Here is a 26014-nt window from a genome sequence, read left to right as displayed (position 1 = left end):
AATAATGATTACGTTACTGCGTGTTGACCACCGCTTATTACACGGACAGGTGGCCTTTTCCTGGACGCAATATGTCGGGGCAGATTGCATTTTAATTGCCAACGACAGCGTGCCCAACGACGAACTGCGAAAAACAACTATCAAGCTGGCCAAGCCGCCTGCGGTCAAGCTGGTGATTAAAAATATTAACGACTCGATTGAGGCCATCAAAAGCGGCGTCACCGATAAATACCACCTGTTTATTGTGGTGGAGTCGGTAGAGGATGCCTGGCGATTAGCCTCCGCGGTGGACGGGATTAAGAGCATTAATCTCGGCGGCATTAAAGCGAAAGAAGGGGCAAGGAATATTTCAAAGGCCATTAATTTGCTGCCGGACGAAATTGAAAAACTCACTCAGCTGGTCGGCACTGGCATTGAGATCGAAATACGCCAGGTGCCTAACGATCGCAAACAGTTATTAGCGGAATCTCTGTAACTCCTGAGGACTCACTATGGTAGAGGCACTGTTACTCGGACTGGTGGCGTTTATCGCCCAGTCGGAATATGCCCTGGGCACCTCGCTGCTTTCCCGGCCCATTGTCACCGGATTATTAACCGGGCTGGTGTTAGGCGATGTACAGACGGGCGTGATTATGGGGGCGACGCTGGAACTGGCGTTTATCGGATCGTTTTCGGTGGGGGCGTCGATTCCGCCCGATGTGGTCACCGGCGGGGTGCTGGGGGTGGCGTTTGCCATCACCTCCGGGGCGGGAACCGAAACGGCGCTGCTGCTCGGCCTGCCGATTGCCACCCTGACATTGGTGTTGAAAAACGTCTATCTCGGCATGTTTATCCCGATGCTCAGCCAGAAGGCCGACAGCTATGCCGAGCAGGCGGATACCCGCGGTATCGAGCGAATGCACCTTCTCGCCGGGTTTGGTCTGTCACTGATGCTGGCGGCAGTGGTCACCGTGTCGTTCCTGGTCGGGAGTAGCGCGGTGAAATCCTTACTGGATGCTATCCCGGAATTTATTAAACACGGGTTAAGCGTGGCGACGGGAATCATTCCGGCGCTGGGCTTTGCAATGCTGGCCCGGTTGCTGATCAACAAAAAAGTGGCCCCCTTTTTCTTCCTCGGCTTTGCGCTGATGGCGTACCTGAAAATACCCGTCACCGGTATCGCCATTCTGGGTGCCATTGTGGCGGTAGTGATGGTCAACACGACTGCGCATAACGCTCCCCGTACTACCACCGATCAAGGAGTCAGTGATGACGACGAAGATGATTTCTGAAGAGACCCTGCCTGAGACGCAGGATGAGAACGCGATCAATGCACGCGATCTGCGCCGGGTGTTCTGGCGGTCGTTCCAGATGGAGTTTTCCTGGAACTATGAGCGGCAGATGAACCTCGCTTTTGTCTATGCCCTGATCCCGGTGCTGAAAAAGCTCTACCCGCAAAAAGCCGCGCTGGCGGCGGCGTTAAAACGCCACCTGGTGTTCTTTAACACCACGCCGCATATCGTCACGCTGCTGCTGGGCATTACCACCGCGATGGAGGAGAAAAACAGCCAGCAGCAGGAGATGGACGGCACGGCGATCGACAACGTGAAAGCGTCGCTGATGGGGCCGCTGGCCGGGCTGGGGGACTCCTTCTTCTGGGGCACGCTGCGCCTGATTGCCACCGGCATCGGCACCAGCCTGGCGCTGCAGGGCAACATCCTGGGGCCAATCCTGTTCCTGCTGGTGTTTAACGTGCCGCACATTCTGGTGCGCTGGCTCTTTACCCGCTGGGGTTACGTGCTCGGCACCGGGGTGCTTCATCGCGTTCAGAAGAGCGGGATGATGGAGAGCCTCACCTACGGCGCCTCGATTATCGGGCTGATGGTGGTGGGGGCAATGGCTGCCTCGATGATCAACATCACTATCCCCATCTCCTTCGGCGCGGGGGAGGCGAAAACCGAGGTCCAGGGGATTATCGACAACATCATGCCGTGCCTGTTGCCGCTCGTCAGCTTCGGCATTGTCTACTGGTTGCTGGGGCGCAAGGTCAAACCGCTCACCATTATCGGTGGCATGGCGCTGGTGGGGATTCTGGGTTCGTGGATTGGCCTGTTTTAAGCGGAGAAAACGATGCAACCGACAATGATGACCTATATCGAAGAGCAGCCCGCGGCGCTTGAGGCGATCCTCGGGGCCTACCCGCAGCATCTGGCGTCCGTGGAAGCCTTTGCCCGCCAGCATCCGGTGCGCCGTCTGCTGGTGCTGGCGACCGGCTCCTCGCTGAATGCAGCGATGTGCGCGCGCTACTTCTTTGAACACCGCTTTGGCCTGCTGGTGGACATCAAAGAGCCGTACAACTTTATGCACTATGAGGCCATCGACCCGCACACGGATATGGTGCTGGTCGTTTCCCAGAGCGGAAAAAGCGCCTCGACGCTGGCAGCAATGGAAAAAGTGCAGGCCGCCGGGCTGCCGGTGTTTGCCCTGACCTCGGATCCCGACAGCCCGATCGGTCGCCGCTGCGACCAGGTGCTAGACATCCATACCGGGATCGAGAAAGTGGGCTTCGTGACCCGCGGCTTTAGCGCCACGGTGCTGAATCTGCTGCTGGTCGCGCTGACGCTTGCCCGGGCGCAACAGCAGCTCGATGAGCGTGAAACGCAGGACACCCTGGCGGCGCTGCACCAGCTCGCGGCGGCGATCCCCGACACGATTGCCCGCACGGAGGCATTCTTCGAGCGGCACCTTCAGGCCCTGCAATCCGGCACGCGCTTTATCGCCATCGGTGAAGGTGCCCTGACCGGCGTGGCGAAAGAATTTGAAACCAAGTTCACCGAAACGGTGCGGGTGCCGTCCGGTGGGTTTGAACTGGAGGCGTACATGCATGGCCCCTATCTGGAGGCCAACGCTGAGCATGTGATGTTCTTTATTGAGGATGCGCCAAACCCACGCTTGCGGGCGCTAAGAGACTATATGGCTCCGGCGGTTAACCGGGCGTTCCTGATCACCCTGACGGGTGAGGAGGGGGAGAATACCCTGGCGCTGAACTGCCGTCTGCCGCATCTGCTCTCGCCGCTGCTGTTGATTATCCCTCTGCAAATTCTGGCCTGGCGTACCGCCTGCGCCAAAGGCATCGATCTCTCGGTGCGTATCTTCGACGACTTCGATCGGGTTTTAAAGAGTAAAATCTAAAGGAGAACAACTATGTTAGGTTTTAATCAGGACGAGTACCTGACCAGTGCTCGTGAGATTGTTGCTGCGCGTAAACAGGCGGAACAGGTCGCTGATGAGATTATTCAGCAGGGCTTCAGCACGCTATTTTTCGCCTCGGTAGGGGGATCGTTAGCGCCGATGATGGCGATTAACGCCTTCGCCCGGGAATTAACCGAGCTGCCGGTTTATCTTGAGCAGGCGGCAGAATTAATCCATGCCGGACATAAACGCTTAAATAAAGATTCCGTGGTGATTACTCTCTCGAAATCGGGTGATACCAAAGAGTCGGTGGCGATTGCCGAATTGTGTAAGGCGCAAGGGATCCGCGTGGTGGCGATCACCAAAAATAGCGATTCGCCGCTGGCAAATGCCGCCACCTGGCATATTCCGATGCGGCACAAAAACGGCGTGGAATATGAGTATATGCTGCTGTACTGGGTATTCTTCCGCCTGGTTCAGGGTAACGGGGAATTTGACGATTATGACCGCTTCGCCAGCCAGCTGGAGCTGTTACCTGAGAATCTCCTGAACGCGAAAAAGCAATTTGATCCGCAGGCCGATGCCATCGCGCAAAAATATCACAGTGCCGACTATATGATGTGGATTGGCGGCGCGGAGATGTGGGGCGAAGTCTATCTCTTCTCGATGTGTATTCTGGAAGAGATGCAGTGGAAGCGCACCAAATCGGTTTCATCTGCGGAGTTTTTCCACGGCACGCTGGAGCTGCTGGAAAAGGACGTCCCGCTGTTCCTGGTGAAAGGCGAGGGCAAATGCCGGGCGCTGGACGACCGCGTGGAGCGTTTCGCAGCGAAAATTACCGATAATCTGGTGGTGTTTGACCCGCGTGAGTACGCGCTGGCGGGGATTGATGATCGGTTCCGCTGGCTGCTGGCACCGTGCCTCATCTCAACCTTGCTGGTAGACCGTCTTGCTGCCCATTTCGAGCACTACACCGGCCACAGTCTGGATATTCGCCGCTACTACCGGCAGTTCGAGTATTAATAGCAATAAAAAAGGGGACGTTACGTCCCCTTTTTTTCAGGCCTGATAAGCGCAGCGTCATCAGGCGTTAACCGGGATTAAACCCGGCTACCCCACAGGTCATACTCGTCGGCGTTTTCGACTTTCACACGCACGATATCACCCGGTTTCACCTTCGTTTCGCCGTTCAGGTAGACCGCGCCGTCGATTTCCGGGGCATCGGCCATGCTGCGGCCAATCGCGCCTTCTTCATCCACTTCGTCGATGATCACCAGAATTTCGCGGCCCACTTTTTCCTGCAGACGTTCAGCAGAGATCTGCTGTTGCAGCTGCATGAAGCGGTTCCAGCGCTCTTCTTTAACCTCTTCCGGCACCTGATCCGCCAGTTCGTTGGCGGTAGCGCCTTCTACCGGGCTGTACTTGAAGCAGCCCACGCGGTCCAGACGCGCTTCTTTCAGGAAGTCGAGCAGCATCTGGAAATCTTCTTCGGTTTCACCCGGGAAGCCGACGATAAAGGTGGAGCGCAGGGTCAGATCCGGGCAGATTTCACGCCACTGCTTGATGCGCGCCAGCTGGCGGTCAACGGAGCCTGGACGCTTCATCAGCTTCAGAATACGCGGGCTGGCGTGCTGCAGCGGGATATCCAGATAAGGCAGAATTTTGCCTTCCGCCATCAGCGGGATCACGTCGTCAACGTGCGGGTACGGGTAGACGTAGTGCAGACGTGTCCAGATGCCCAGCTTAGACAGTTGTTCGCACAGGCCGACCATGCTGGTTTTCACCGGCTCGCCGTTGTGGAAGCCGGAGCGGTGCTTCACGTCCACGCCGTAGGCCGAGGTGTCCTGGGAGATCACCAGCAGTTCTTTCACACCCGCATCCGCCAGACGTTTGGCTTCGGCCAGCACTTCGCCAATCGGACGGCTCACCAGATCGCCACGCATGGACGGGATGATGCAAAAGGTGCAGCGGTGGTTGCAGCCTTCAGAAATTTTTAAGTACGCATAGTGACGCGGGGTCAGCTTCACGCCCTGTTCCGGCACCAGGCTCAGGAACGGGTTATGCTTTGGTTTTGGCACATAGTGATGCACATGTTCCAGCACCTGCTCGTAGCTGTGTGGACCGGTGATTTCCAGTACCTTCGGATGGACTTCGCGGATTTGATCGACTTTGGCGCCCAGACAACCGGTGACAATCACCTTGCCGTTTTCAGTGAGTGCTTCACCGATGGCTTCCAGAGACTCCTGCACGGCGCTATCGATAAAGCCGCAGGTGTTAACGATCACCATGTCGGCATTGTCGTAGCTCGGCACGACGTCATAGCCTTCAGTGCGAAGTTCGGTCAGGATACGTTCGGAATCCACCAGGTTTTTCGGACAGCCCAGCGAGACGAAGCCGATTTTCGGCTGGTGCGTAACATTGCTCATAGATTAAAAAGTAGTCAGTTAGGGAGTTATCAGGGCAGGGATTGTACAGCGTTCTCGCGGGGATTTATACAGATCCCTGTGCAGGGAAGGTAACTGTTTATATTTACCTATTCCGGCTTTAAGGGACTCGCAGCGGTCCGTGCCGTTATCCCAAAGACGGGCTAAAAGCAAAGGCCGAAACGTCCAGCATCCCGGCCACGTTTAAGAGACTCCACAGGCTATAGAAGAGAAGCATGATTTTATGCTCAGTCAAAACAACCACCTCCGCACAGCCTTTCCGCCTGCTGTTTTAACATTGTAAATTTTGTTAATCCGTCACGAATTATTGACCTGACGCATTAAATTGAGCAAAAAATAAACATAATCTGAAGGTGCAATTAAGCTGACAAGGGGGGAAAAAGCATGTCCGTTGACAGACTGAAACGCGATCTTCTTAACAAGATGATCAATGCCCGAATTGATCTCGCGGCCTATCTGCAGTTAAGGAAAGCGAAAGGGTATATGTCAGTCAGCGAAAGCGACCATCTGCGTGACAACTTCTTTGAACTTTGCACCTACATGCGAGAAAAAGCGCCTGAGCTGAGAGCGCATTGCAATGCCGACGAGCAGGCGATGCTCTATCGCGCCGCCGGATCGCTCACCACCGCAGGCGTCTGTATGATGACCGGCAACCACGATTGCCCGACGTTCATCGCCGTCAACGCAGAGAAGTTGGAAAACTGTCTGAACGATCTCACTCTCTGCATCCAGTATCTGAAATCACAGACACCGCTGATTCAGAGCTGATCCCGGGGGAGGCAACTCCCCCTTCTGGTTAAGCTTTTGTAAAAGTATCAACGCCCCTGCGCTGAGTGGCTAGTCTTATGCCATACGTCGAAAAGGAGTGCGTTATGCGTCGATCCTCGCTTATTTCCCTGCCAGTGTTGCTAATATCCGCCTCGCTGTTTGCCGCGCCTGCCGAAGTGAAGGTGGCGGTGCTGCAAAATAAACTCGATCACCCCTGGGCGCTGGCGTTCCTGCCGCAAGATCAGGGCATGCTCATCACGCTGAAAGGCGGGCAGCTTAAACGCTGGCAGCCAGGCAAAGGCCTATCTGATCCCATTGTCGGCGTACCTAAGGTCTGGGACAGCGGCCAGGGGGGATTACTTGACGTGGCGCTGGCACCCGATTTCGCGACGTCGCGCCGGGTCTGGCTAAGCTACGCCGAGGCGGGCGACGACGGGAAAGCGGGCACAGCGGTGGGGTATGGCCGTCTGAGCGACGATAACACCCGACTGGAGGCCTTCAGGGTGGTCTTCCGACAGCAGCCTAAACTCTCTACCGGCAATCACTTTGGCGGCAGACTGGTGTTCGACGGCAAAGGCTACCTGTTTATTGGGCTGGGCGAGAATAACCAGCGCCCTACGGCCCAGGATCTGGATAAGTTACAGGGCAAAGTGGTACGACTGACCGAAGACGGAGCAGTACCGGACGATAACCCCTTTGTGAAGACCAAAGAGGCGCGGCCGGAAATTTGGTCGTACGGTATCCGCAACCCGCAGGGGATGGCGATGAACCCGTGGAGTAACACCCTGTGGCTCCATGAGCACGGCCCGCGCGGGGGCGACGAAATCAATATCCCGGAAAGAGGCAAAAACTACGGCTGGCCGCTGGCGACGCATGGCATCAACTACAGCGGGTTGCCCATCCCGGAAGCGAAAGGGGAAACGGTCGCAGGCACCGAGCCGCCGCTGTTTGTCTGGAAAAAGTCCCCAGCGCTCAGCGGGATGGCTTTCTATAACAGCGACGTCTTCCCGCAGTGGAAAAACAAACTCTTTATCGGCGCGCTGAAGGACAAGGATGTGATTGTGCTGAACGTCAGTGGCAATAGCGTCACCGAGGAGGGAAGGATCCTCGGCGACCGCAACCAGCGGGTGCGCGACGTGCGGGTCGGGCCGGATGGCTATCTGTACGTGTTGACCGATGAATCCGACGGGCAGCTGTTAAAAGTCAGCCCGTCCAGGGAGTAGATCAGGTAACCGGGATCATCACCACGCTGCGGTAGGCCGGACGTTCGCTCAGGTTCGCCAGCCAGCGTGCCAGATGCGGGCGCGGTGCCCACTCCAGGCCCACGTTGGTCAGGTTCCAGACAAAGGGGGCGACGGCGATATCACCCACGCCAAACTCGTCGCCCGAGAACCACGGCTGGGCCGCCAGCGCCTCGTCCATCATGGCGAACAGCGATTCGCAGGTCGCTTTGGCAGCGTCGATGGCCGCATAATCGCGCCTGGCTTCCGGGGTTCTGACCAGCCCCATCAAAATCACCCGGTGGGCCGGGGAGAGCGTCTGGTTAGCCCAGTCCATCCACTTTTCGCCGACGGCACGCTTCGCAGGCGCATCGATCCACAGACGGTTCTGGCTATATTGCGCAGCGAGATAACGCACAATGGCGTTGGACTCCCACAGCGTAAGGTCGGTTTCGTCATCCCGCAGCAGGGGCACCAGGCCGTTGGGGTTCATGGCCAGATACTCGGCCTCTTTATTTACCCCGTGTTCCAGTCCCGCCATGATCTGCTTAAAGGGTAAATCCAGCTCTTCCAGCGTCCAGATGACCTTTTTAACGTTGGTTGAATTGTTCCTGCCCCACAAAGTAATCATAACAACCCCTTATAATTAAAGCCGATATCAGGATGAGATCCGTGTTGATGACTTTACATGGTGAGATAAACCAAACCAATACGCAACAGACGCGAAAAAAATCGATGCGGTCAAAGCGTATCGGGTTGTTATTGCATAAACTTTAAAAACTTTACGAGGTTTTGGTTTTTTTTAAGGCGTTAGTACGTTATTACTCATCGCTTCTTTTGACACGGTGGTATGACGTGATTTTTGGAATGGAAACTCGGGTGGCATTATGATGCGAAAAACTTTTTCTTTACGCGGTCTGGTCGCAGGTTCTGCGCTACTGGTCCTTTTTGCACCTTCGCTGTACGCAGCGGAACAGGCGGCACCAGAAGCTCCGCCGGTTGATGCGCGCGCCTGGATACTGATGGACTATGCCAGCGGCAAAGTGCTGGCAGAAGGCAATGCGGATGAAAAACTCGACCCAGCCAGCCTGACCAAAATCATGACCAGCTACGTGGTGGGGCAGGCGCTGAAGGCCGGTAAAATCAAGCTCACCGACATGGTTACCATCGGCAAAGACGCCTGGGCGACCGGCAACCCGGCGTTGCGCGGCTCCTCGGTCATGTTCCTCAAGCCGGGGGATCAGGTGGCGGTTTCCGATCTGAACAAAGGTGTAATCATTCAGTCTGGGAATGATGCCTGCATCGCGCTGGCCGATTATGTGGCCGGCAGTCAGGATTCTTTCATTGGTTTGATGAATGGTTATGCGCAAAAATTAGGCCTCACCAACACCACCTTCAAGACCGTTCACGGGCTGGACGCGCCGGGCCAGTTCAGTACCGCCCGCGATATGGCGCTGCTGGGTAAGGCCCTGATTCATGATGTGCCGGAAGAGTACGCCATCCATAAAGAGAAAGAGTTTACCTTCAATAAGATCCGCCAGCCGAACCGCAACCGTCTGCTGTGGAGCAGCAACGTCAATGTGGATGGGATGAAAACCGGCACTACCGCCGGGGCGGGGTATAATCTCGTGGCTTCGGCAACCCAGGGCGATATGCGTTTGATCTCGGTGGTGCTGGGCACCAAAACCGACCGTATCCGCTTTAACGAGTCAGAAAAACTGCTGACCTGGGGCTTCCGCTTCTTCGAAACCGTTACCCCTATCAAGCCGGATGCCACCTTTGTCAGCCAGCGCGTCTGGTTTGGTGACAAGAGCGAGGTCAAGCTCGGTGCCGGTGAAAGCGGCTCGGTCACCATTCCGCGCGGCCAACTGAAAAATCTCAAGGCCAGCTACACCCTGACGGAAAAGCAACTCACCGCACCGCTGAAAAAAGGCCAGGTGGTCGGCTCTATCGACTTCCAGCTGAACGGCAAATCGATTGAGCAGCGTCCGTTGATCGTGATGGAAGCGGTGGAAGAGGGCGGGTTCTTTGGTCGGATGTGGGATTACGTGCTGATGAAGTTCCACGACTGGTTTGGCGGCTGGTTTAATTAAGTCAAAGCCGGGTGGCGGCTTCGCCTGACCCGGCCTACGAACGACCCGGTATGCCCGCGCAAGCGTAGCGCTGCCGGGCAATAAACTGCACTCAGTACATCAGTTTAATCTGCTGCGCCTTCGCATACGTCACCAGCTCTTCATCCGGGCGGCAGTTACTCACAATGGCGTCAAAGCGCGTCAGTTCCCCCATCCGCGCCGGGCGCACCTTCCCAATTTTGCTGTGATCCACCACCAGCACGTGATACTGCGCCATGTTCATCGCCCACTGTTTTACCGGCAGCTCATCCAGATTAAAACAGGTCGCCCCCTGGCGAACATGCACACCTGCCGCGGAGTAAAAGGCGATATCCGGGCACAGGTTGCTGAGGGTGTCCTGCAAATTGAGCGGTTTGAAAATGGCGTTGCTGGCATGGAACTCGCCGCCGCAGAGGATCACCCGGCACTCGGGCTTTTCCTGCAGGGCGAGAAACGTATTCAGGGAGTAGCAGACCCCGGTGAAGGGCAGGGCGTTATCAATGGCTTCGATGATCCACGGCGTCGTGGTGCCGCAATCAAAAAACAACGTCTGATGAGGCTGCACCAGCGAGGCGGCCAGGCGCGCCGCTTTGCGCTTCTCTTCCACCAGGCGGGTTTTTTGATCGCTCAGCAGATAGTGGCTGGCGCTACGAGGTTCGAGAACAATGTAGCCGCCGAGCAGCACGACTGGCCCGCTTTCACTGTTGAGGTCGCGACGGATAGTCATCTCCGAGACGCCCAGCAGTGCGGCGGCTTCTTTCAGATGCAGTTTATCGCTGCGCTTAAGCGCGGTAATCAGTTGAGCCAGCCGTTCGTCACGTCGTGTTTCCATAGGTCCTCAGAGCCATTAATAAACCCCCGTTACGTCGGGGGTTCAAGTTTAACTCGCGAGACCCAAATTAGTCACGTATCCAGCCTTTACGGATGGGCAGGGCAAAGCAGAACCGGTACAGCTGCGAGAGGCGTTGGTAGAGGACGTCTCCGCACAGGTTCCACAGGATCTGTGCGCTCAGGCAGCCCAGCAGCCCGACCATCAACCCACCCAGCATATCCATCGGCCAGTGGACCCCCAGATAAACGCGGGACCAGGCGATGGCGCAGGCCACGACCATCAACACCATACCCGACCAGAGCCGGTGCCAGAGCAGGAATGCCAGGGCAAAGGTGAAAATGGCGGTACCGTGATCGCTCGGGAAGGAGTCATCGGCGGCGTGATGCAGGAAGTTATAGCCGACATGATCGACAAACGGACGGTCATGCGGGAACAGATGGCCCAGCAGCCACGATGCCGCCAGGCTTATCACCAGCGCCATGGCGATTTTAATCACCAGCTGACGTTGAGCACCCACCTGCTTGCGCGGTCCCCATAGCCAGAGAATTGCAATCAGCGCCGGCATAATGCTGATCAGATCTTTCGCCACAAAGATGGCCAGTTTGATGCTCCACTCCGGTGATGCTGGCGTCGCATTAATCAGGTAAAACAGTCCGTAGTTCAGATTCTCTAACATACCCTTGTTACTCTTTTGCAAACCAGATGGAAATCAGGCCATAGGCCACCACCTGTGAAAACCACACCCACCAACCTGCCCACAGGTTATGAGAGAAGAAATGTGCGCCGCGCATCACCTGGCCATAGCCCATGACCAGCCCGAGTACGACACCCGTGGCCATCAGCGCCCAGGCCAGACGGGGACGCTCGCGCCAGAAAGCAAAAAACAATCCCATCACCATAAAGCCGCTTGAGGCGTGGCCGCCCGGAAAACAGCGGCCAGGGCCACTGCCAGCAGGGGCTGCGTCAAACAGGGGATAGGACAACGCCTTGCCGCCGTACTCCACCAGATCCCAGGGGCAGCTGTGATGGCTGATCGCTTTCAGTAAACCCACCACCGCCGTACCCAGCGCCATCAGCAGCGCTGCGGTCACCAGCCGGGCATTACGCCGGAACGCGCCGTAAAGCAGCGTCACCGCCGCCACGGTAATGGTCGCGTATTTCGCCAGGCGATGATTGAGCAGATCCAGCAGCGCGTTGTGCTGCAGCGGGAAGTGCTGGCTCGCCGCGTCATACCAGTAGCCCGTTAACATCCTGTCCAGCGTTTCGTCCCGCGCCAGCCAGGTAAAAAGCCCGGCCAGAACCAGCAGCGCAAGGAGCTGGTAACCATAAAAACGAACCGGCATACGGTAAAGCGGTTTTGTCTTAGAAGTCTTTAACTTAGACAATTCTGAAGTGGAGGCGAGTTGTGTCATACTGAGAGCCAATGACTAAAAACGTCTAAGCATACGGTCGTTAACTTAAGGCAACCTTAAACGACGGCGATTTGTGCGTTATTTCTGTACAACTGCGTGTTTCTGCTATCTCTGACGCAGCCATTTCATTACACTTTGCGCGATTTTTTATCGGATATTGAGATCCCATGTTAAACCGTTCTTCTTCCCGCACGCGCCTGGGGCGTCAGGCGTTGCTGTTCCCGCTGTGTCTGGTGCTGTACGAATTCTCTACCTATATCGGCAACGATATGATCCAGCCGGGCATGCTGGCGGTGGTGGAGCAGTACAACGCCGGGATTGAGTGGGTTCCCACCTCCATGACTGCCTATCTGGCGGGGGGGATGTTTTTACAGTGGCTGCTCGGGCCGCTGTCGGATCGTATTGGCCGCCGCCCGGTGATGTTAACCGGGGTGGTGTGGTTTATCGTCACCTGCCTGGCGACCCTGCTGGCGCAAACCATCGAACAATTTATGGTGCTGCGTTTTTTACAGGGCATCAGCCTGTGCTTTATTGGCGCTGTCGGGTATGCCGCCATTCAGGAGTCTTTCGAGGAAGCGGTGTGCATTAAAATCACCGCCCTGATGGCTAACGTGGCGCTGATTGCGCCGCTGCTCGGCCCGCTGGTGGGGGCCGCCTGGGTGCATGTTGCGCCCTGGGAGGGGATGTTCGTACTCTTTGCGGCGCTGGCGGCGATCTCGTTTTACGGTCTGTACCGCGCCATGCCCGAAACCGCTACCCGCATCGGGGAGAAGCTCTCCCTGCAGGAATTGGGGCGCGACTATAAAGCGGTGCTGAAAAATGTTCGCTTTGTGGCGGGGGCGCTGGCAATTGGTTTTGTCTGCCTGCCCTTGCTGGCGTGGATTGCCCAGTCGCCGGTGATCATCATCAGTGGCGAAAAGCTCAGCAGCTACGAGTATGGCCTGCTACAGGTGCCTATTTTTGGCGCGCTGATTGTGGGCAACGTTGTGCTGGCCCGTCTGACGTCGCGCCGTACTGTGCGCTCGTTGATCATTATGGGCGGCTGGCCGATTGTGATTGGGCTGGTGGTTGCGGCGGTGGCGACGGTGGTCTCTTCCCATGCGTATCTGTGGATGACCGCCGGGCTGAGCATCTATGCGTTTGGTATTGGGCTGGCGAATGCCGGGCTGGTGCGCCTGACGCTGTTTGCCAGCGAGATAAGCAAAGGCACCGTATCGGCGGCGATGGGCATGTTGCAAATGCTGATCTTCACCGTTGGTATCGAAGTCAGCAAACACGCCTTCAGCAGCGGCGGCAACGGGCTGTTCAGCCTGTTCAACCTGGCGAACGGCGTATTGTGGCTGGCACTGATGTTTGTGTTCCTGAAAGACAAGCAGGTGGGCAGTTCATTACAGCCGGATTAAGCAAGCAGTCTGCTCGCCGTTTTACCGGATGGCGCTGCGTTTACCCGGCCTACGAAACCCGTAGGCCGGTGCAAGTAACGCGCCGCCGGGTTTAGCCCTGGTTGAACGGGGCTTCCCCTTTCAACACGCGGTCAATCACTTCCAGTACCCCTTCTTCGTTATTGTTCGGCGCTTCATAGCGGGCAACCGCTTTGATGTGATCCCGGGCATTCGCCATCGCAAAGCTGAATCCGGACTGGGTCAGCATCTCCACGTCGTTGCCGCTGTCGCCAAAGGCGACCACTTCGCTGTTGTCGATGCCCCAGATCTCCTGCAGCAGACGCAGGCCATTGGCTTTGTGGATGCCCGGCAGGATCAGGTCAATACTGCCGTGTCCGGTAGTGACCGGCACCATAATGTCGCTCAGCTTTTCGTGGATGATTGCCTGGATACGCGGGATATCGTCATCCGACACGTTTAGGCCAAACTTGAAAAAGATGTCGTTAAAGTTGTCGAATTTATCCACCTTTTCCAGCCGGTGGTAATACTTCGCCGCAAGATCGTGGAAGGCTTCGCCATAATGCTTGAGGGTATAGGCGCTGCCTTTACCGCAGGCGATCACTTCGACTTCAGGAATGGTGCAGAGAAACTCCGCCACGGTGGCGAACTGGGCCTGCGTTAACTCGCCGTTGTAAACATCTTCTCCGGCATTCACTACCCAGCCGCCGTTTTCCGCGACAAAGGCGATCTCATCGGCGATCTCCGGGAAAAAGGAGATCAGCTGGTAGTACTGGTTCCCGCTGGCGACCACAAACCGTATGCCCTGTTCCTTCATCTGCGCGTACTGGCGCAGAAAACGCGCGCGATTGTACTGCTTCGCATCGTCCAGGAAGGTGCCATCCATATCAACCGCAATCAGTTTTACGCTCATTATCCATTCTCCATGACCGAGTTCGCCTGGGTCACCGGTTTGGCGACCGCCCGGGCGACCAGGGCGGCAATCATCACTAATCCTAAAACCACCAGCATGGCGCTACGTAAGCCGTAGTGCTCGCCGAGGAAGCCCAGCAGCGGTGGTCCCACCAGGAAGGCAAGATAGCCGGTGGTGGCGACCACGCTGACGCGGGTTGGCGCATCCGGGCCGGTGTCGCTGGCCGCGGAGATAGTCAGCGGGAAACCGAGCGAGGCACCCAGCCCCCACAGCACCACCGATACGCCAGCCACCCAATCGACATCGACAAAAATAATCAACGCAATGCCCAGACCACCCAGCAGGGCGCTGGCGCGAACCACCGTCACGCGGCTGTAGCGGTCAATAAACCAGCCGCCGGTAAAGCGACCGACGGTCATCCCCAGCGTGAACCCGGCGTAAATCAGCGAGCCAGAGGTCGGGCTGAATCCGTGACCGTCCACCATCAGCAGCGGCAGCCAGTCATTCGCAGAGCCTTCGGCAAAGGCCATCGCCAGCACCACCACGCCAATCAGCATCAGCTGCATATCACGATAAAACGGCAGCCCTTTCTCACCCGATTTGGCTTCACCTGCGGGGTTCTTGCCGTTGCCATCCGGGATGGCGGTGATCCCCAGCAGAACCGGGGCGATACAGACCAGCGCGGCCAGTAAGGTATGGGTCGTGGCGGCGATACCGGAGGCGGTGAGCGCCATGCCGATACCGGCGCCTGCCAGCGTGCCGAGGCTGTAAAACCCGTGCATCATCGGCAGCACGGTTTTGTTCATCTCCTGCTCGATAGCGGCGCCTTCCACGTTGATCGCCACCTCTGCCGCGCCAAAACTGCCGCCAAACACGGTCAGTCCGAGGGCAAAGGCCAGCGGGGAGGCGAACCACAGCGCAGCGCTGAGCATCATCATACCCACAATCGCGCAGCACATGGTGGCGCGGATCACTTTCCGCGTGCCGAAGCGCTTAACTAACCAGGCGGAACAGAGAATGCCACTCATTGACCCTATCGACAGACCAAATAACACGATGCCCATTTCCGCCGTCGAGACCGACAAAATGTCGCGGATGGCGGGGGTACGCGTGGCCCAGGAGGCCATTAACAGGCCGGGGATAAAGAAGAACATAAACAGCGCCCACAGGCGGCGTTGCAGCGTTTTGCGCGGTGAGATGACGGTCATGGTTTCTGTACCAGAAGGACAACATAGAAGACAACACTAGCAAGTTTGTGTACATTTGTACATAAATGCGCTGAGGTATAAATGAACAGACGACCCAACGATCCGCAACGGCGGGAACGGATATTGCAGGCTACCCTGGACACCATTGCTGAACATGGTCTGAACGCCGTCACGCATCGCAAAATCGCCAGCTGCGCCGGGGTGCCGCTGGGGTCGATGACCTACTATTTTTCCGGTATGGATGCACTGCTTGAGGAGGCCTTCACCTGGTTTACGCAGCAGATGTCGGTGCAGTACCGCGAGTTCTTTGCCGGTGTGACCGGGCCGGAAATGGCCTGTGAATCCATCACCACCCTGATTTACAGCTCCCAGGTCACCACGCCGCACAATATGGAGCTGATGTACCAGCTTTATGCGTTTATGAACCGCAGCCCCTCGTTAAAAACCGTGATGCAGGACTGGATGAAAACCAGCCAGACGACGCTGGAGCAGTGGTTTGATCCGGTCACCGCCCGCGGGCTGGATGCGTTTATCGAAGGGATGACGCTGCATTTTGTCACCGACAGACAGCCGCTTTCGCGGGAGGCGTTACGGGCGATGGTGAGGCGAATTGCGGGAATCTAACCTCAACAAACAGGCCAGCTTGCGCTGGCCTTTATGTGCTGTTTTGATGGATGTATTCCCGACTGGAAATTACTTTTCGCGCGTGACATACCCGAAATCAAATCCCTGCAGCACATGTTCACGCAAATACTGATTGATCGGGTAGCTGTAGCTTTGTCCGATACTGACGGCATGCATCACACGCAATACCGCTCCCCCGCTCAGCGGTAGAGGCTCATCGGTTATGGTAATTTTCGCGCCCGCCAGCCCATCTTTCAAATTTTTATAGGCCACTGATTCAGTGATGCTGTTATTGATAAGACTGAACGTGACCACCAGAACGACAATTAACGCGACAGGGAAGGCTAAAGGATGGCGATTCAGGAACCGCACCGGGCGCGAGGGACGGCGGGTTAATAGCGTCGCCGTCAGGGGAAGAAGGACTAAATAGAGCAGTTTTGCCAGGTGCGTAAGCGCACCCACCAGAGAGAAAATCAGCGCAATGGGCGGCACAATAACGGCACGCGCGGCATCTTCACCCAGCTTTTCATTACTCCCTCCCGCGCTATAGCTTGATACCGCCGCGCGCAGTTCAGGTAATTGCTGCTTCACCGCCTCGTTAAGATGTGGCGTGTGAAGCTCAAGGGCAAACTGCTTCAGCTTATCGTTCAGCGGATACTCTTCACGAACAAGCGTATTCGCCGGGAGAAGCAGTTTTTCGCGTAACTCTTTCTGAATCACGTCCAGGCGGAAAAAGACGCCCCAGTCCAGCCGCTTAGGGAGGGTGACCCCTTTGTAGACCACGGTTCGCTGGGCGAGATATTTCTGCCTGGCGGCTTTCGCCACTGCGGCATTAAACCCGGTGCGATCTGACGGTGACCAGTCATTGGTGACAGGGACGCCCTGGCCGCGAACCTGTTTTCTTACAGTGGCGTAATAACGGCGTGGGACGTTCCAGGTTTTCAGGCGTTTCGCTTCTAAGGAGCGCTCGTACCTTTGCCAGGCCCGGGCCTGCTCAAGTCGCACCGTTTCGCTGATATCCATCTCATCGTTGTAATAGGCAACAAATTGTTTATGCACCTCGCCGCGAGCCTGGAGCCAGAGCTCGTAGTAGCCGCGAACGCCGCCTTCCCGGGCACTGATATTGTCGCGTAAGTTCTGTTCCGCATCGCGTTCCAGTAATTTACGGTAGCGATCGGACGAACTGAGCAGAACCGGTAAGGTTGCCAGAAACGCCTTCCCGGAGGGGCTGGTCCAGGTTTGCGCCTGCCCGCCGCCGCTATCCAGCGGGATGCCTTCCAGCGTCTGCTGTCCTTCAATTAAGGCGTGCTGATAGAGCTGCGCCAGCAGGGACATCTGACGGAACTCACCCGTGCTCTTCGTCACCTGGCGTTCAATCACCCATTCGACCGCATGCCAGGTTAATGTGCCGGTGATCAGGCAGATCAACAGCACCAGCGCGGTGCTGGCTTTCGCCGTCAGCCAGACGCCTTTTTTCTTTAGCCGGACAAGACCCATCAGCGAGAACTGTAACGCCAGCAGCGCCGCCGCGATGGCGGTTAATGTCCGTCCGTAGCGCTCCATGTTGTGAACTTCATCGGCGGTCGAGACGCTGCCGACCAGGTCCAGCAGGCGGGAGTTGAAGGCCAGTTCACAAATGAGATAGGTGAGGGTGATGCCCGTCACCAGCCAGTTTTGCCAGGCGGGGAGGACCGAACGCTTGATCCCGTCCTGCGGCCAGTGTTTTTCCTGAACCTGCGCGGTCATGATTTAAGCTCCAGGCTGGTCTGACGGGTCTTCGTCGGGGCATAGATCTCGGTAGGCACGGAATTGTTCAACTCCGGCTGGGCTACCTTAGGCGGCAGTGGTTCCACCGTTTTGGTCGGTGTGCGTTTAACCGGCTTCGCCACAGGCTGCGCTTTGGTTTTACGGGACGTTCTCACGTTATCGTTACTGTTGCTGACGACCGTTTTTTGCTTCTGAACAGGGAAGCGACGGTGGTAAACCTCGCCATGCTGCCAGTTGAACTGCTCAACGCGATTGCCGGTGGTGAAATTCAGTTGCAGCTTGTCCGCGCTGGCGTTGATCTCTGGCCCTGTATCGCACACGCCGGTGAAGGCCCACTCCTGGGAGCGCGTATTTTGCAGATCGACCAGGCGATACTGTGCCGGGCAGGATGGCGTTGCCACTTTCAGCAGCAGTAACGTATGTCCTTCAATGTGATACTGGTTGATGATCCTCGCCCAGCTGATGCCCTCCAGCGGGCGCTCAATCATCAGATTGCTCCACTTCAGGCTATAACGACCATTCAGCTCTCTTAATGCTCCTGTTGAGCCATCCGCCAGCGTGAACTGTCCGACTTCGTTCCCCAGTACGCTCGCCAGATCGGTATTAAACAGAATTTTGCCTTTTTTATCGTAACGAACAGAGCAGCCACTTAATCCAAGAATTAACGCCAGAACCAGTAAGCTACGCAGGATTAAATTGTGTCGGGTGATACTCATCTGTTAATTCCGTTTTTGTTCGTTATTTTTTCAAGGCGCAATGTTATCAATGGAGCCATTGATAATTGATGAGGAGGATTTTCGCGGTCGCTTATAAATTTTACTTAAGTTCTGGCAAGTCACGAAAACGTATTCTGATGGAGGAAAAATTTATGTTGCCACTGCTCTCGAGAAAGCGTGATGCTCATCCATGAGAAAAACCTCAAAAAATTTAACATGTTGACATGATCAGTCAATCTCCATTTCTGGTAGTTCTTTGGAGCGGGATACAGCAGAGCAGGCGGCGAAAAACCACAGGGATTAAATTTTTCCGCTGCGATGATATATATTCCTCCAGAAGCCGTTTTTAACCGAAAATGATCTACGCTTTTATCTGCCTTTTATTTTTAAGCCTTACAGCGATCTTCCGCTGTTATACACACTTCCAGCGCGTCATATCTCCCCATGTTAAGCAGGGGCCAGGGGGCCATGGTTTTTACCCGGGTATAATTGACAGGATGCGGCCTTACGCCTACGTTGCTATTTTTACCCGGATAAAAAAGGAAGCGGCATGGCGAACATTACCCTTACCGCCTTCTGGCGGCACAAACAGATCGCCCAGGGTACGCTGAGCGAACTGATCCAGCAGATTCAATCGGCAAAACTCGGTCATGAAACCGTTTTCATCTTTAACGATCGCAGCGGCAAGCGTCTCGATATTCACCTTCACGAAGATATTGCCAGCACGCTGGCAGTATACCCGGAGCTGGCTGAAAGCAGCGTCATCAGAAGCCGGGGCAGGCCAAAGCTCGGCGTCCTCGCGAAAGAGGTCACATTACTGCCACGCCACTGGGAGTGGCTGGCCACCCAGCCCGGCGGAGCGTCTGCCACCTTGCGCAGGCTTGTCGACCAGGCCAGAAAATCCAGCGTAGCGGCGGATAATAAGCGCCAGCGCCACGATCGCGCCTACCACTTTATGTACGAAATCGCGGGAGATCTGCCTGATTACGAGGCCAGCCTGCGCGCACTTTTCGCTGATGACGAGGCGGCGTTTACCGCGTGTATCAGGCACTGGCCGCAGGATATTCGCCACTACGCACTCCGGCTGGCGTTTGGCAAAGAATGAGGATAGCCCGGGGAGAGGCACAGCCGGGCGACTCAAAATCTCTACAAATGTAAATTTTTGTGCAATTTACTCCTCAAAATAAATTTTAAGATATTGATTTTATTGAGTGTAAAATCAAAATATCGTTTCCACTGTTCCGCCGGACAACAAAACGCACAAGGATACGCTACGCTTTGTAAATCATCCTGCGGCAAGCGTTTTTACCCCTTCTGCGGACGTCGCCACCATAATACCGGGGAAGCCCCTATGACCCTTAGTCATGAAGATGATGTCAAAATGCTGCTGTCTGCGTTTGAACGACGTCTGGAACAACTCTTGCCCGAGGGCGAGCAGGAAGGCCAGGTCTATGCGGCCATGCGCGAAGCAACGCTTGTCGCCGGCAAGCGAATGCGCCCTCTGTTGCTGCTGCTGGCCGCGACGGATATGGGCTATAAAACTGAGCAGACAGGCCTGCTGGACCTTGCCTGCGCCATTGAGATGGTCCATGTCGCCTCCCTGATTCTGGATGACATGCCCTGCATGGACAATGCCACCCTCAGACGTGGACGTCCTACCGTTCATTATCAGTACGGCGAAAACGTCGCGATACTGGCGGCGGTGGCGTTGCTGAGTCATGCGTTTTGCGTTATCTCACGCGCGCCTGCGCTTACGCCTGAGGCAAAAGCGCGGGCGATTGCTGAGCTGTCGGCATCGGTGGGGCATATGGGGCTGGTGCAGGGGCAATTTCGCGATCTGAACGAGTCCCGGCAGAGCCGGAATGCGGATGAGATCCTGCTGACCAACGAGCTGAAAACCAGCAGCCTGTTCAACGCCACCCTGCAACTGGCGGCCATTGCCGCTGATGCACCGCCTCAGGTCAGTGAACGTCTGCGCTTTTTCGCCCGCGATCTGGGCCAGGCCTTCCAGCTGATTGATGACCTGACGGACGGCTCCAGTGCCACCGGTAAAGATCCGCATCAGGATAAAGATAAATCGACGCTGGTGGCGGTGCTGGGGGCAGAAAGCGTCTTCCTGCGGCTGCGCGAACACGTGCGCAGCGCCGATCAGCATATTGCCAGCGCCTGCCAGCCGGGAAATACCGCCCGGTACTATGTTCACGTCTGGTTTGAAAAACAGCTGACGCTTATCAGTCAGAGCCTGTCGTTATCCCTGTCGGAGTGTCAATGAGCAGCCTGTCGCAACGTAAAAGCGATCATCTCGATATCGTACTGAACAGCGCACCCGGCGCAAAAAAGTGTACCAACGGCTTTGAAAAATGGCGCTTCGGGCACTGTGCTCTGCCCGAACTGCATCTGGATGATATTGACCTCTCGACCTCGCTGTTTGGCCGGACCCTTAACGCGCCGCTGCTGATCAGCTCGATGACCGGCGGCACCCGCCGGGCGAGCCAGATCAATCAACATCTGGCCCTTGCCGCGCAGGCGCTGGGGCTGGCTATGGGGGTTGGCTCCCAGCGTGTGGCGCTGGAGAGCGAGGTAAATTATGGCCTGACGCGCGAGCTGCGTTCCTTTGCCCCGGACGTTGTGCTGATGGCCAACCTCGGTGCGGCGCAGATTGCGAGCCGACAGGGGATCGACTACGCCAGACGTGCGGTAGAGACCCTTGCGGCAGATGCGCTGATTATCCACCTCAACCCGCTTCAGGAGGCGCTGCAGCACGGCGGCGATCGCAACTGGTGCGGGGTGATCGACGCTATTCATCATACCGTTGAGGCGCTGCATGTGCCGGTGGTGATAAAAGAGGTGGGCAACGGGCTTTCGGTTCCGGTTGCCCGCGAGCTGGCCGCGGCGGGCGTGGCGATGCTGGATGTCGCCGGTGCTGGCGGCACCAGTTGGGCGGCGGTAGAGGGCGAACGCGCCGTCACCGCGCACGACCGGGCGGTGGCCATGGCGTTTGCCGACTGGGGCATCCCCACCGCAACGGCATTACAGGATCTGCATCAGGCCCTGCCCGACATGCCGCTGGTGGCCTCGGGCGGGATCGCCAACGGTATTGAGGTGGCAAAAGCCATCCGCTTAGGCGCAAGCGTGGTGGGGCAAGCGGCCGGGGTGCTGCAGAGCGCGTTGATCTCCAGCGAGGCGGTCATTGACCATTTCCAGGTAATCATCGCCCAACTGCGCGTCGCCTGTTTCTGCACCGGGAGTGCAAACCTGGCGCAGCTGCGTCAGGCCCCGCTGGTGGCACAAACCTGATGGCACACGCGTGGGACATCATCTTAGTGGGCGGTGGGCTGGCGAACGGGCTGATCGCGTTGCGGCTGCGACAACAGTGCCCGGCGCTACGCGTGCTGCTGCTCGAGGCCGACAGCCAGCCGGGCGGTAACCACACCTGGTCCTTTCATGAGGGCGACATAACCCCCGATCAGCACCGGTGGATGGCCCCCCTGGTGGCGCATCGTTGGCAGGGATACGACGTCCGCTTTCCCCGCCTGAACCGGACCCTTGCCGGAGAATATCTCAGCATCACTTCGGCGCGTTTTGCCGCCGTGCTGACGGAGACCCTGGGCGAGAGCCTGCAAACCGACGCCGTGGTCACTGATATCACCCCTGAGACGGTGACCCTCGCCGACGGCACGCGGCTCCGGGCCAGCGCGGTCATTGATGGCCGGGGCTATACGCCGGACAAACACCTCAACACCGGTAGCCAGTCATTCCTCGGCCAACAGTGGCGTCTGCGCCAGCCCCACGGCCTGACCCGGCCGATACTGATGGACGCCACGGTCAATCAGCAGGGCGGGTATCGTTTTGTCTATACCCTGCCGATTTCCGCAACCGAACTGCTGATTGAAGATACCCACTACATTGACGCCGCCCGGCTGCATCTGAGCGCCGCGCGGCAAAATATCGCTGACTATGCCCGTCAGCAGGGCTGGTACCTGGAGAGCCTGGTTCGCGAAGAGCAGGGCCATCTGCCGATTATGCTGGCGGGGGATTTCCCCGCGTACTGGCAGGCGCGGGATAAGAAGCCATGCAGCGGCCTGCGTGCCGGGCTGTTTCATGCCACCACCGGCTATTCGTTGCCGCACGCGGTGGCGCTGGCCGATGCCATTGCCGCAAGCGCGGAGTTCAGCGCGGCCGCAGTTTTTTCCGTTATACATCGTTATGCCCTGCACCAGTGGCACGCGCAGCGTTTTTTCCGCACCCTGAACCGGATGCTCTTTCTGGCAGGGGATGCTGATAAACGCTGGCAGGTCATGCAGCGTTTTTACTCTCTTAACGAAGGGCTGATTGCCCGCTTTTACGCCGGGCAACTGAACCTGGCCGATAAAGCGCGGATCCTGGCAGGTAAGCCCCCGGTTCCCGTCGGCGAAGCGATGCTCGCCATACTGAAACTCACTCCCCGGATGCGAGCGTTTCACCATGAATAAAACAGTGATTATTGGTGCCGGTTTTGGCGGATTAGCGCTGGCCATTCGGCTGCAGGCGCAGGGTATTGCCACACTTCTGCTGGAGCAGCGGGATAAGCCCGGCGGGCGCGCTTACGTTTATCACGATAAAGGGTTCACCTTTGACGCCGGACCGACGGTGATAACCGATCCCACCGCCATCGAAGAGCTCTTTACCCTGGCCGGCAAACGCATGGCGGACTATGTTGATCTGCTGCCGGTCACCCCTTTCTACCGCCTGTGCTGGGAGACCGGCGAGGTGTTTGATTACGACAATGTGCAGACCCGGCTGGAAGAGCAGATAAGACGGTTCAACCCCCGCGACGTGGAAGGTTACCGCAAGTTTCACGCCTACTCGCGGGAGGTGTTTAACGAGGGGTATCTCAAGCTCGGCACGGTGCCGTTCCTCTCGTTCCGCGATATGCTCCGCGCCGGGCCGCAGCTTACCCGTTTGCAGGCCTGGCGCAGCGTCTACAGCATGGTCTCGCGCTTTATCGAGAATGAACAGCTGCGCCAGGCGTTCTCTTTTCATTCGCTGCTGGTGGGCGGTAATCCGTTTGCCACCTCGTCCATCTATACCCTGATCCACGCCCTGGAGCGTGAGTGGGGCGTCTGGTTTGCCCGCGGCGGCACCGGGGCGCTGGTGCAGGGGCTGGTGAAGCTCTATCAGGATCTGGGCGGCGAGTTGCAGCTGAATGCTGAGGTGACCCGGCTGGTGGCCGAGGGCGAGCATATTCGCGCCGTGGAGCTGAAAGATGGCCAGGTCATCCCGGTCGCGGCGGTGGCCTCCAACGCCGACGTGGTGCATACCTATGAAAAACTGCTGGGACACCATCCGGTAGGCGCCTCTCGTGCGGCATCGCTCAAGCGTAAACGGATGAGTAATTCCTTGTTTGTGCTCTATTTTGGCCTGAACAAGCAGCACGATCTTGCGCACCACACCGTCTGTTTCGGGCCGCGGTACAAAGAGTTGATCGACGATATTTTTAATAAAAATGCGCTGGCGGAGGATTTTTCGCTTTATCTTCACGCCCCCTGCGTTACCGATCCCTCGCTGGCACCGCCGGGCTGCGGCAGTTATTACGTATTAGCGCCGGTGCCCCACCTGGGCACCGCAGATCTCGACTGGACGGTGGAAGGGCCGCGCCTGCGGGACAGGATTTTTGCCTATCTGGAAGCCCATTACATGCCGGGGCTGCGCAGCCAGCTGGTAACCCACCGCATGTTCACTCCCTTCGATTTTCGCGATCAGCTGGGCGCCCATCTGGGGTCGGCTTTTTCTGTCGAACCGATCCTGCGCCAGAGCGCCTGGTTCCGACCGCACAATCGCGACAGCCGAATCCCCAACCTTTACCTGGTCGGGGCGGGTACCCATCCGGGGGCCGGTATTCCCGGCGTGATTGGTTCGGCAAAAGCGACGGCAGGGCTGATGCTGGAGGCGCTTTCCCGATGAATACGACCCTGATGGATCATGCCACCGGCACCATGGCTGTGGGTTCGAAAAGCTTTGCCACTGCGGCGAAGCTCTTCGACCCGGCGACCCGACGTAGCGTGCTGATGCTCTACGCCTGGTGCCGTTACTGCGACGACGTAATCGACGGCCAGGAGCTGGGGTTTAACGCCACTCCCGTGGATAGCGCTCAGGCAGAGTTACGCCTGGAGATGCTTAAAAAGCAGACCCTGCGCGCCTGGGAAGGGTGCGAGATGCACGAGCCCGCCTTTGCCGCCTTTCAGGAGGTGGCGCTGGGCCACAATATCCCGCTCCAGCTGGCTTACGATCACCTTGATGGCTTTGCCATGGACGTACGCGAGACGCATTACGAGACGTTCGATGACACCCTGCAATACTGCTACCGCGTGGCGGGCGTGGTGGGGTTAATGATGGCCCGGGTGATGGGCGTGCGCGATGAAGCTGTGCTCGATCGTGCCTGTGATTTAGGCCTGGCGTTTCAACTGACCAATATCGCCAGAGATATTGTCGAGGATGCCCGGGTTGGCCGCTGTTACCTGCCCGCCCAATGGCTGGCCGAGGCGGATATCCCCCCGGAGGCGATAGCGCAACCCAAAATGCGCGCCCCCCTCGCGGATATTGCCCAGCGGCTGGTGGCAGAAGCCGAGCCTTACTATGCCTCTGCCCGGCAAGGGCTGGCGGGGCTGCCGCTGCGATCCGCCTGGGCAATCGCCTCGGCGCACGGGGTATATCGTGAGATTGGCGTGAAGGTGAGTGCGGCTGGGTCCCGCGCCTGGGATAAACGGCAGGGGACCAGCGCGGTTGAAAAGTCGGGATTACTGCTGAAAGGCGCCGGGCAGGCGCTCACTTCTCGTTTTGCGACACAGACGCCGCGTCCGGCCGGGCTCTGGCAGCGTCCGCGCTAGTCGTGCGACGCGCCTTGCGCTGGCGTAACGTGGCCTGCAATTTTTCAACGGGCGGCGCATACAGGAAACCAAAGGAGACGCAGTCCTCTTTGCCCCGAACGGCATGGTGCAGGCGGTGCGCCAGATAAAGACGCTTGAGATAACCCCGGCGCGGGATATAGCGAAACGGCCAGCGCTGATGCACCAGGCCATCATGCACCATAAAATAGAGCGCGCCGTAAAGCGTCATTCCCGCTCCAATCCACTGCAGCGGCCACACCCCCCAGGTGCCCAGAGCAATCAGCACAATCGCCAGCACAGCGAACACCACCGCGTAAAGGTCGTTTACCTCAAACCAGCTGGTGCGCGGCTCATGATGCGATTCATGCCACCCCCAACCCCAGCCGTGCATAATGTACTTATGCGCAAGGGCCGCGACTAACTCCATGGCGGCAACGGTTAAAAGCACGATCAATGTGTTGTACAACGCGAGCATTGTTGCTCCTTTGGCTCGGGGAGGGATGGGGTTTCAGGTATTAAGCGTAACACTTAAATGGGAGAAGGGTGGCGTGCGCAGCGGCTG

26 protein-coding genes are annotated in these 26014 nt (G+C 57.4%); 16 read left to right on the top strand and 10 right to left on the bottom strand.

The features are described from left to right. The first annotated feature begins 4 nt into the window (after nt 1–4). Genes ABIE02_RS04270 through ABIE02_RS04250 form a run of 5 tightly spaced genes read left to right on the top strand, consistent with a single transcriptional unit; the run spans nt 5 to nt 4194 of the window. Nucleotides 5–475 carry a PTS sugar transporter subunit IIB gene (locus tag ABIE02_RS04270; protein WP_032617228.1) on the top strand — a complete coding sequence of 157 codons (471 nt, stop codon included), beginning with the start codon at nt 5–7 and terminating at the stop codon, nt 473–475. Between the two features lie 16 nt (nt 476–491). After that, nucleotides 492–1271, top strand: a complete 780-nt coding sequence (locus tag ABIE02_RS04265; RefSeq protein ID WP_117385747.1) for a PTS mannose/fructose/sorbose/N-acetylgalactosamine transporter subunit IIC — start codon at nt 492–494, stop codon at nt 1269–1271. Next, nucleotides 1249–2097, top strand: a complete 849-nt coding sequence (locus tag ABIE02_RS04260; protein WP_032617230.1) for a PTS system mannose/fructose/sorbose family transporter subunit IID — start codon at nt 1249–1251, stop codon at nt 2095–2097. Before ABIE02_RS04265 ends, ABIE02_RS04260 begins: the two co-directional genes overlap by 23 nt. Nucleotides 2098–2109: 12 nt before the next feature. Beyond that, nucleotides 2110–3171 carry an SIS domain-containing protein gene (locus tag ABIE02_RS04255; RefSeq protein WP_117385745.1) on the top strand — a complete coding sequence of 354 codons (1062 nt, stop codon included), beginning with the start codon at nt 2110–2112 and terminating at the stop codon, nt 3169–3171. A gap of 12 nt (nt 3172–3183) precedes the next feature. Continuing rightward, entirely contained in the window at nt 3184–4194 is a 1011-nt protein-coding gene (locus ABIE02_RS04250; protein WP_336995005.1) for an SIS domain-containing protein, read from the top strand. Nucleotides 4195–4271: 77 nt separating this feature from the next. Here the strand turns inward: ABIE02_RS04250 and rimO are convergent, their stop codons facing one another. Next, nucleotides 4272–5597: a 30S ribosomal protein S12 methylthiotransferase RimO gene (gene rimO, locus ABIE02_RS04245; protein ID WP_032617233.1), complete on the bottom strand. Its 1326-nt coding sequence runs from the start codon at nt 5595–5597 to the stop codon at nt 4272–4274. Nucleotides 5598–5999: 402 nt separating this feature from the next. On the opposite strand from rimO, the gene bssR reads away from it, so the two are divergent. Next, a complete protein-coding gene (gene bssR / locus ABIE02_RS04240) occupies nt 6000–6383 on the top strand; it encodes a biofilm formation regulator BssR (protein ID WP_032617240.1) in 384 nt (127 codons plus the stop codon). Between the two features lie 104 nt (nt 6384–6487). Next, nucleotides 6488–7606: a PQQ-dependent sugar dehydrogenase gene (locus ABIE02_RS04235; protein ID WP_117385743.1), complete on the top strand. Its 1119-nt coding sequence runs from the start codon at nt 6488–6490 to the stop codon at nt 7604–7606. A gap of 1 nt (nt 7607) precedes the next feature. On the opposite strand, the gene ABIE02_RS04230 is transcribed toward ABIE02_RS04235, so the two are convergent. Next, nucleotides 7608–8234 carry a glutathione S-transferase family protein gene (locus tag ABIE02_RS04230; protein ID WP_429211236.1) on the bottom strand — a complete coding sequence of 209 codons (627 nt, stop codon included), beginning with the start codon at nt 8232–8234 and terminating at the stop codon, nt 7608–7610. Between the two features lie 256 nt (nt 8235–8490). Here ABIE02_RS04230 and dacC point away from each other — a divergent pair, with 256 nt between their 5' ends. After that, nucleotides 8491–9696 (top strand): serine-type D-Ala-D-Ala carboxypeptidase, encoded by a 1206-nt coding sequence (gene dacC, locus ABIE02_RS04225; RefSeq protein WP_032617245.1) that lies wholly within the window; start codon nt 8491–8493, stop codon nt 9694–9696. Nucleotides 9697–9787: 91 nt separating this feature from the next. On the opposite strand, the gene deoR is transcribed toward dacC, so the two are convergent. From deoR to ABIE02_RS04210, 3 genes are all read right to left on the bottom strand, one after another. Then, on the bottom strand, nt 9788–10546 hold the full coding sequence (gene deoR / locus ABIE02_RS04220; RefSeq protein WP_032617246.1) for a DNA-binding transcriptional repressor DeoR: 759 nt from the start codon (nt 10544–10546) through the stop codon (nt 9788–9790). 67 nt (nt 10547–10613) lie between these two features. Next, nucleotides 10614–11222, bottom strand: a complete 609-nt coding sequence (ybjG, locus tag ABIE02_RS04215; protein WP_200142242.1) for an undecaprenyl-diphosphate phosphatase — start codon at nt 11220–11222, stop codon at nt 10614–10616. A 7-nt stretch (nt 11223–11229) separates the two neighbouring features. Further along, entirely contained in the window at nt 11230–11958 is a 729-nt protein-coding gene (locus ABIE02_RS04210) for a phosphatase PAP2 family protein (protein WP_144883908.1), read from the bottom strand. A 167-nt stretch (nt 11959–12125) separates the two neighbouring features. Here ABIE02_RS04210 and ABIE02_RS04205 point away from each other — a divergent pair, with 167 nt between their 5' ends. Next, on the top strand, nt 12126–13361 hold the full coding sequence (locus ABIE02_RS04205) for an MFS transporter (protein WP_032617249.1): 1236 nt from the start codon (nt 12126–12128) through the stop codon (nt 13359–13361). A 91-nt stretch (nt 13362–13452) separates the two neighbouring features. On the opposite strand, the gene ABIE02_RS04200 is transcribed toward ABIE02_RS04205, so the two are convergent. Then, complete coding sequence (locus tag ABIE02_RS04200; protein ID WP_032617251.1) at nt 13453–14271, bottom strand: Cof-type HAD-IIB family hydrolase; 819 nt, start codon at nt 14269–14271, stop codon at nt 13453–13455. Beyond that, nucleotides 14271–15479, bottom strand: coding sequence for an MFS transporter (locus tag ABIE02_RS04195; RefSeq protein ID WP_032617252.1), 1209 nt, complete (start codon nt 15477–15479; stop codon nt 14271–14273). The genes ABIE02_RS04200 and ABIE02_RS04195 overlap by 1 nt, the downstream gene beginning before the upstream one ends. A gap of 81 nt (nt 15480–15560) precedes the next feature. On the opposite strand from ABIE02_RS04195, the gene ABIE02_RS04190 reads away from it, so the two are divergent. Continuing rightward, nucleotides 15561–16103, top strand: a complete 543-nt coding sequence (locus ABIE02_RS04190; protein ID WP_077227465.1) for a TetR/AcrR family transcriptional regulator — start codon at nt 15561–15563, stop codon at nt 16101–16103. 69 nt (nt 16104–16172) lie between these two features. On the opposite strand, the gene ABIE02_RS04185 is transcribed toward ABIE02_RS04190, so the two are convergent. Both ABIE02_RS04185 and ABIE02_RS04180 read right to left on the bottom strand, forming a co-directional pair. Further along, entirely contained in the window at nt 16173–17849 is a 1677-nt protein-coding gene (locus tag ABIE02_RS04185; RefSeq protein WP_336995006.1) for a hypothetical protein, read from the bottom strand. After that, nucleotides 17846–18586, bottom strand: coding sequence for a hypothetical protein (locus ABIE02_RS04180; RefSeq protein ID WP_059308418.1), 741 nt, complete (start codon nt 18584–18586; stop codon nt 17846–17848). The genes ABIE02_RS04185 and ABIE02_RS04180 overlap by 4 nt, the downstream gene beginning before the upstream one ends. A 550-nt stretch (nt 18587–19136) precedes the next feature. Between ABIE02_RS04180 and ABIE02_RS04175 the strand changes: the two genes are divergently transcribed. The 6 genes from ABIE02_RS04175 (at nt 19137) to crtB (ending at nt 25452) form a co-directional block, all read left to right on the top strand. Next, entirely contained in the window at nt 19137–19691 is a 555-nt protein-coding gene (locus ABIE02_RS04175; protein ID WP_117385734.1) for a DUF2239 family protein, read from the top strand. A gap of 246 nt (nt 19692–19937) precedes the next feature. Beyond that, nucleotides 19938–20858 carry a polyprenyl synthetase family protein gene (locus ABIE02_RS04170; protein ID WP_032617258.1) on the top strand — a complete coding sequence of 307 codons (921 nt, stop codon included), beginning with the start codon at nt 19938–19940 and terminating at the stop codon, nt 20856–20858. Next, complete coding sequence (gene fni / locus ABIE02_RS04165) at nt 20855–21883, top strand: type 2 isopentenyl-diphosphate Delta-isomerase (RefSeq protein ID WP_032617259.1); 1029 nt, start codon at nt 20855–20857, stop codon at nt 21881–21883. The genes ABIE02_RS04170 and fni overlap by 4 nt, the downstream gene beginning before the upstream one ends. Next, the gene (crtY, locus tag ABIE02_RS04160) at nt 21883–23058 is read left to right on the top strand and encodes a lycopene beta-cyclase CrtY (RefSeq protein WP_032617260.1); all 1176 of its coding nucleotides are present in this window, start codon (nt 21883–21885) and stop codon (nt 23056–23058) included. Before fni ends, crtY begins: the two co-directional genes overlap by 1 nt. Next, the gene (locus ABIE02_RS04155; protein WP_032617261.1) at nt 23051–24529 is read left to right on the top strand and encodes a phytoene desaturase; all 1479 of its coding nucleotides are present in this window, start codon (nt 23051–23053) and stop codon (nt 24527–24529) included. The genes crtY and ABIE02_RS04155 overlap by 8 nt, the downstream gene beginning before the upstream one ends. Then, on the top strand, nt 24526–25452 hold the full coding sequence (gene crtB, locus ABIE02_RS04150) for a 15-cis-phytoene synthase CrtB (RefSeq protein WP_032617262.1): 927 nt from the start codon (nt 24526–24528) through the stop codon (nt 25450–25452). Before ABIE02_RS04155 ends, crtB begins: the two co-directional genes overlap by 4 nt. Here the strand turns inward: crtB and ABIE02_RS04145 are convergent. Beyond that, on the bottom strand, nt 25391–25927 hold the full coding sequence (locus tag ABIE02_RS04145; RefSeq protein WP_032617263.1) for a sterol desaturase family protein: 537 nt from the start codon (nt 25925–25927) through the stop codon (nt 25391–25393). The genes crtB and ABIE02_RS04145 overlap by 62 nt on opposite strands. Nucleotides 25928–26014: the final 87 nt, after the last annotated feature.

Source organism: Leclercia sp. 1548, from assembly GCF_050435045.1.
Classification (GTDB): domain Bacteria; phylum Pseudomonadota; class Gammaproteobacteria; order Enterobacterales; family Enterobacteriaceae; genus Enterobacter; species Enterobacter adecarboxylatus.
This window is presented reverse-complemented; position numbering and strand designations above follow the sequence as displayed.